This is a genomic window from Limosilactobacillus sp., from assembly GCF_051873075.1.
Lineage (GTDB): Bacteria > Bacillota > Bacilli > Lactobacillales > Lactobacillaceae > Limosilactobacillus.
In genome coordinates this window covers 21,155-26,543 of record NZ_JBJEEM010000072.1, presented here as the reverse complement: position 1 = coordinate 26,543, position 5,389 = coordinate 21,155, and the positions used below count along the sequence as shown (strand labels likewise).

The 5,389-nt window shown below is 54.1% G+C and carries 6 protein-coding genes; all 6 read left to right on the top strand.

From position 1 onward, the window contains the following. The first annotated feature begins 18 nt into the window (after positions 1-18). On the top strand, positions 19-885 hold the full coding sequence (locus ACI31J_RS07405) for an AzlC family ABC transporter permease (RefSeq protein WP_439773783.1): 867 nt from the start codon (positions 19-21) through the stop codon (positions 883-885). 12 nt (positions 886-897) lie between these two features. Next, positions 898-1,278, top strand: coding sequence for an AzlD domain-containing protein (locus ACI31J_RS07400; RefSeq protein WP_439773782.1), 381 nt, complete (start codon positions 898-900; stop codon positions 1,276-1,278). A gap of 535 nt (positions 1,279-1,813) precedes the next feature. Then, positions 1,814-2,743 carry an aspartate carbamoyltransferase catalytic subunit gene (locus ACI31J_RS07395; RefSeq protein WP_439773781.1) on the top strand — a complete coding sequence of 310 codons (930 nt, stop codon included), beginning with the start codon at positions 1,814-1,816 and terminating at the stop codon, positions 2,741-2,743. Positions 2,744-2,758: 15 nt separating this feature from the next. Further along, complete coding sequence (locus ACI31J_RS07390; RefSeq protein WP_439773780.1) at positions 2,759-4,048, top strand: dihydroorotase; 1,290 nt, start codon at positions 2,759-2,761, stop codon at positions 4,046-4,048. After that, positions 4,045-4,971, top strand: coding sequence for a dihydroorotate dehydrogenase (locus tag ACI31J_RS07385; protein ID WP_439773779.1), 927 nt, complete (start codon positions 4,045-4,047; stop codon positions 4,969-4,971). The genes ACI31J_RS07390 and ACI31J_RS07385 overlap by 4 nt, the downstream gene beginning before the upstream one ends. Further along, on the top strand, positions 4,953-5,389 hold a 437-nt coding region (locus ACI31J_RS07380; protein WP_439773778.1), incomplete at its 3' end, for an orotidine 5'-phosphate decarboxylase / HUMPS family protein. The genes ACI31J_RS07385 and ACI31J_RS07380, both read left to right, overlap by 19 nt.

The window sequence follows — 5,389 nt, the reverse complement described above, 5'->3', positions numbered from 1 at the left end:
ATAATTGGAGGAAATTCTGTGGCTAAAGCGCAAATAAATCCAGAAAAAGCACGATGGCTAGAAGTCTTGGGCATTGCAATGCCGCTCTGCCTTAGCTATATTCCAATCGGATTGGCTTGTGGAATTTTATTACACGCAGCGGGCTTTAACTTTATAATGACCCTTGTGGTATCGATCGTGGTTTTCTCTGGCGGTGCTCAGTTTATTTTAGCTTCGTTACTGACGATTCACGCACCGTTAACGTCAATTTTTGTGACCCTATTCTTCTTGGAGTTGCGTTACGCGCTCCTGGGGTCCAGTCTTTCTAAATACATCAAAAATGAATCACAACACTTCATCTGGCTGTTTGCCGTCTCAATGAACGACGAAAACTACGCGGTGAACTACCTTAAGTTTGCGACTGATAAGAAGTGGACCCCAAAAGACGGTCTGCTGGTGGAACATTACTCCCTGCTCTCCTGGTCCGTGGCCAACATGGTGGGAAGCCTGATCGGTAGTGCGGTTTCGATCAACCTAGAAGTGGTCGACTTCGCATTGACGGCCTTGTTCTTGTACATGGTCGTAATGCAGGTTCGCAACCACCTGACGCTTTTAATCTGCCTGTTTTCGGCGGTCCTGGCCGTCTTCTTCCTGGTGTTGACCAAGAGTACCCTGGGGATTGTGATCGCAACTCTGATCGCCTCCTTCACCGGGTTCTTGATTGAAAACGCGGTTCGCAAGCATAGCAAGGATCCCGACAGCAACTGGTTCCTGACCAAGCTCTTCCGGCCAATGGCTACTCGAATTACGGTGGAAGACCAGCAGGAACGGCGTGAGATGAAGAAAGTTAGACAGCAGCTGGATGAGGATCGTCAAGAAAAATCCCCGTCCGAGCATGATGATTAGTGGAGACTAGGTATGGAACAGTTATTTAGTAATTTACCTTTATTAATTTCCGATACTGGTAACAGTAAAACCTTGTATCATATCATTGTCATTATTTTTGCAGCATTTGCGGCATTTATTCCACGGTACTTCCCAATTTTGTTCTTCTCAACCCGGAAGATCCCAGAGTGGTTTAACGAATGGATGAAGTATGTTCCCGTCAGCCTCTTTACCGCGCTGATCGTGAAGGGAATCTTCGTGACGACGGAGGGTTACCACTTCGTTCCGTTTGGCCACGTCGAACAGATTTTGGCGGCGTTCGTCGTAATGATCATTGCCTACTTCACCCGGTCGATGTCGATGTCGGTCATCGGCGGCCTGGTCGCGGTCTGGCTGTTGAGTATGGTAGTATAACCTGAGCGGTAAAAGCATTAGAGCGCTTCGTCGCGAGACTAGCCGATGGTTTCCTGCGATTTATCTAAAAAATTTAAGAACTAGTATGGCTGGATGGAAATTCATTTTCCTCCAGCTTTTTTCTTTGAAAAACGTGAAAAAGTTGACAATGAGTGTTGACAAGCCGATGGAAAGCGGCTAGTATTATTGGCAATCGAAATACCTTTAACTTAGTCCAGCGAGGCTAGGAAGGATTTAATTGAGCGTTAGAATAAACTCGGCCTTCTTAGTGCACCACTGAGGAGGCCGTTTTTGTGCAGAATTTCCCGGGCCAAATCATAGGTGCCAAAGAGGGGGCGCCCACTTAATCAAATAGGTATTTTTGAAAGAACTGAGCCATTTAATTGTCTCCCGTGAGAGCAGAATCGGTGCAGTGTTTTCAGCCTATCTAAACATAAGCAAAAAACACGAAAAGCAGCGTGACCGCAAACCAGGGAGACTGGATCGGTTGACGCTGCTTTTGTTACTTATGCAAAGAAAAAAGGAGATCTATTTGATGATTAGTACTGAACGAATTCAACCAAACGTTGTGACTGTTGCCGACATGGATGCTGAGGATGCCCTGGACCTGATCAACGAGGCCGAGGAATACAAGCACGGCAAGAAGGCCGAACTGACCCGGCCAGCCTTCGCCGCCAACCTCTTCTTCGAAAATTCGACCCGGACCAAGACCAGCTTCCAGATGGCCGAGATGAAGCTGGGCATGCACGTGATGCAGTTTGAAGCGGGGACCAGCTCGGTTAAGAAGGGGGAAAGCCTCTACGACACCGTTAAGACGATGGAATCAATCGGGGTTGACATCGCCGTCATCCGCCACCCCGAAAACGAGTACTACAAGGAACTGATCAAGCACCCTGGTCTCAAGATCGGGATTGCCAACGGTGGGGACGGCAGTGGCCAGCACCCATCCCAATGCATGCTCGACATGATGACGATCCACGAAGAATTCGGTAATTTCAAGGGCCTCAAGGTACTGATCATCGGTGACCTGTCCCACTCCCGCGTTGCTCACTCCAACGCCATGATGCTCAACCGGTTGGGCGCTAAGGTCTACTTCGCCGGTCCTCAGGAATGGTACGACGACGAACTGGCCCAATACGGAACCTTTGGCGACTTCGACGAACTGCTTCCCGAAATGGATGTAGTCAACCTGCTTCGGGTCCAGAACGAACGGCTGTCTGGTGCGGAAAACGGCGCATTCGACGCCGAGAAGTACCACCAGCAATACGGCCTGACCAAGGAACGTTATAACAAGATGAAGAAGGGGGCCATCATCATGCACCCGGCACCGGTTAACCGGGGTGTCGAAATCGACAGTGACCTGGTTGAGGCACCAAACTCTCGGATCTTCCGTCAGATGCAAAACGGGGTCTTCGTTCGGATGGCAATCCTGAGCCGGATTCTGCGCTACAAGGGCATTATGTAAGACGGGGGGACTATCATGAGTCAAACCCTACTGAAGAACGGCCGGCGACTAGTCGGTGAACAACTGGTGGACTGTGACGTCCTGATTGAAGACGGCAAAATCAAAGCGATCGGCACCGATCTTGATGCTGGGGACGATGCCCGGGTGATTGACCTGGACGATAACCTGATCACTCCCGGGTTGGTTGACATCCACGTGCACCTGCGCGAACCGGGATACACCAACAAGGAAACCATTGCGACGGGGAGCCGGGCTGCGGCCCGTGGCGGCTTCACCACGATCGGAGCAATGGCCAACCTGAAACCAACCTGTGACACACCCGAACGCTTCCACGCCCAGGAGGCCCGGAATGCCAAGGATGGCGCGATCAAGATCATCCAGTATTCGCCAGTCACCAAAGGCCGGGCAGGAAAGGAACCGGTCGATGTTGCCGCCCAGTATGCCGCTGGGGCCCGCCTCTTCAGTGACGACGGGGCTGGAATCCAAGATGCCAGCGTCGTCTACCGGGCCATGCAGCAGCTTGCCAAGTATGACCTGCCGATGTGTGACCACGCCCAGGATAATCAGCTGGCCAACGGTGGGGTTATCAATGACGGACCGGTTGCCCAGAAGATGGGATTGCCTGGGATGCCGAAGATCAGCGAGACGGCGCAGATTGCGCGCAACATCGTGATCGCTCAGGCGACCGGGGCCCATTACCACGTCTGCCACGTTTCGACCAAGGAGAGTATCGAACTGGTCCGGCACGCCAAGCAATTGGGGATCAACGTTACCTGTGAAGTGACCCCGCACCACCTCCTGCTGGCCGATGCGGACATTCCGGACGACGACGCGGAATACAAGATGAATCCGCCGCTACGGAGCCGAGAAGATCAGGAGGCCTGCCTGGCCGGCCTGCTCGACGGCACCATCGATTGCATCGCGACCGACCACGCGCCGCACACGGACGAAGAGAAGCACCAGGGCTTTCTGGCCTCGCCGAACGGCATCGTTGGTAGCGAAACGGCCTTTGCCCTGCTCTACACCCGCTACGTCAAGAACGGCATCTTCACCCTGGGCCAGCTGATTGACTGGCTGAGCGGTGCTCCGTGCCGGGTGTTCAAACTGAGTGATGCGGGTCAGCTCCGGGTTGGCGATGCCGCCGACATTGCGGTCTTTGACATTGACCACCAGACGACGATCAAGGAGGACCAGTTCTTCTCCAAGGGGCACAACACCCCGTTTGTCGGCGAGCAAGTCTACGGGGCGACCGTGAAAACATTTGTTGATGGCAAAATGGTCTATGATCGGGAGGATGCAGAATGAACGAAGAACAACGATTGGCCGTCGAACTGCCGGGTTTGTCCCTGAAAAACCCGGTGATTGCCGCCAGCGGCACCTGCGGATACGGGCAGGAAATCGCCGGCAACTACGACCTTAACCGCCTAGGTTCGTTGGTGATGAAGTCGACCACCCTGCACCCACGCTCGGGTAACCCGCGGCCCCGGGTCTGCCAGACGAGTGCCGGCTGGCTGAACGCTAACGGCCTGCAAAACGTTGGGGTCCAACGAGTAGTGGACGAAAAAATACCTTGGCTGCAGGTTAATTATCCTAAGTTGCCGGTGATCGCCAGTGTGGCCGGTTTCTCCAACAACGAGTACGTGGCGGTGACTGATAAGCTGACGATCGGGGGCGGGATTAACGCCCTGGAGCTGAATGTCTCCTGCCCAAACGTCAAGCATGGCGGCCTGGCAATGGGGACCGATCCGGCAGTCTTGGAGCCGCTGGTCAAGCAGGTAGTCGCTGCTGCCCACGGGGTGCCGGTCTATGTCAAATTAACGCCAAACGTAACCAACATCGTGCCCCTGGCCCAGGCGGCCGAACGGGGTGGTGCCAACGGTCTGGTGATGATTAACACCCTGACCGGATTGAGCATCAACCTGAAGACCCGGCGGCCAGTCCTGGCGAACGTGACGGGCGGGCTGTCCGGTCCAGCACTGAAGCCAATGGCCTTGCGGATGATTCACCAGGTTCGCAGCATCTCAAAGATTCCAATTATCGGTGTGGGCGGAATCGAGAGTGCCGAGGATGTCCTGGAGTTCATGATGGCCGGGGCTAACGCGGTCGAGGTTGGCGCGGCCAGCTTCCACGATCCGCTGGCCCTGCCGAAGATTGCGGCGGAACTGCCGTTGACGATGGATAAGTACGGGATTGAGAAATTAACGGACCTATGGGAGGTAAAGTTTTGAAACGCTATGTACCAATGGTCGCAATTGATGTTGCCACAAAGGAAGAAGCGGTCAAGTTATTCGAAGAACTCGATGTGACCCCGAAGCCGATTGTCAAGATCGGCATGGAGATGTACTACGGCTTGGGTCAGGAGATCGTCAAAGAAGCCCAGAAGCGCGGCTTCAAGATCTTTCTCGACCTGAAGCTCTACGACATTCCCAACACGGTGCACCGGGCAATGGCCGCGATCGGCCGGCTCGGCATTGACTTCACTACCATCCACGCGGCGGGCGGCACCGAGATGCTGACGGCGGGCCTGGCCGGCTTGGAAGAGGGCGCGGTTCAGGCAGGGGTTAAGCCAGCCAAGTTGTTGGCGATCACCCAGCTGACCTCGATCGATGATGAAATTCTGCATGATCAACAGCACGTTGACCTTTC

Coding starts and splice junctions, on each gene's coding strand:
- ACI31J_RS07395 (WP_439773781.1), top strand. CDS start 1,814: ATGATTAGTACTGAACGAATTCAACCAAACGTTGTGACTGTTGCCGAC.
- ACI31J_RS07390 (WP_439773780.1), top strand. CDS start 2,759: ATGAGTCAAACCCTACTGAAGAACGGCCGGCGACTAGTCGGTGAACAA.
- ACI31J_RS07385 (WP_439773779.1), top strand. CDS start 4,045: ATGAACGAAGAACAACGATTGGCCGTCGAACTGCCGGGTTTGTCCCTG.
- ACI31J_RS07400 (WP_439773782.1), top strand. CDS start 898: ATGGAACAGTTATTTAGTAATTTACCTTTATTAATTTCCGATACTGGT.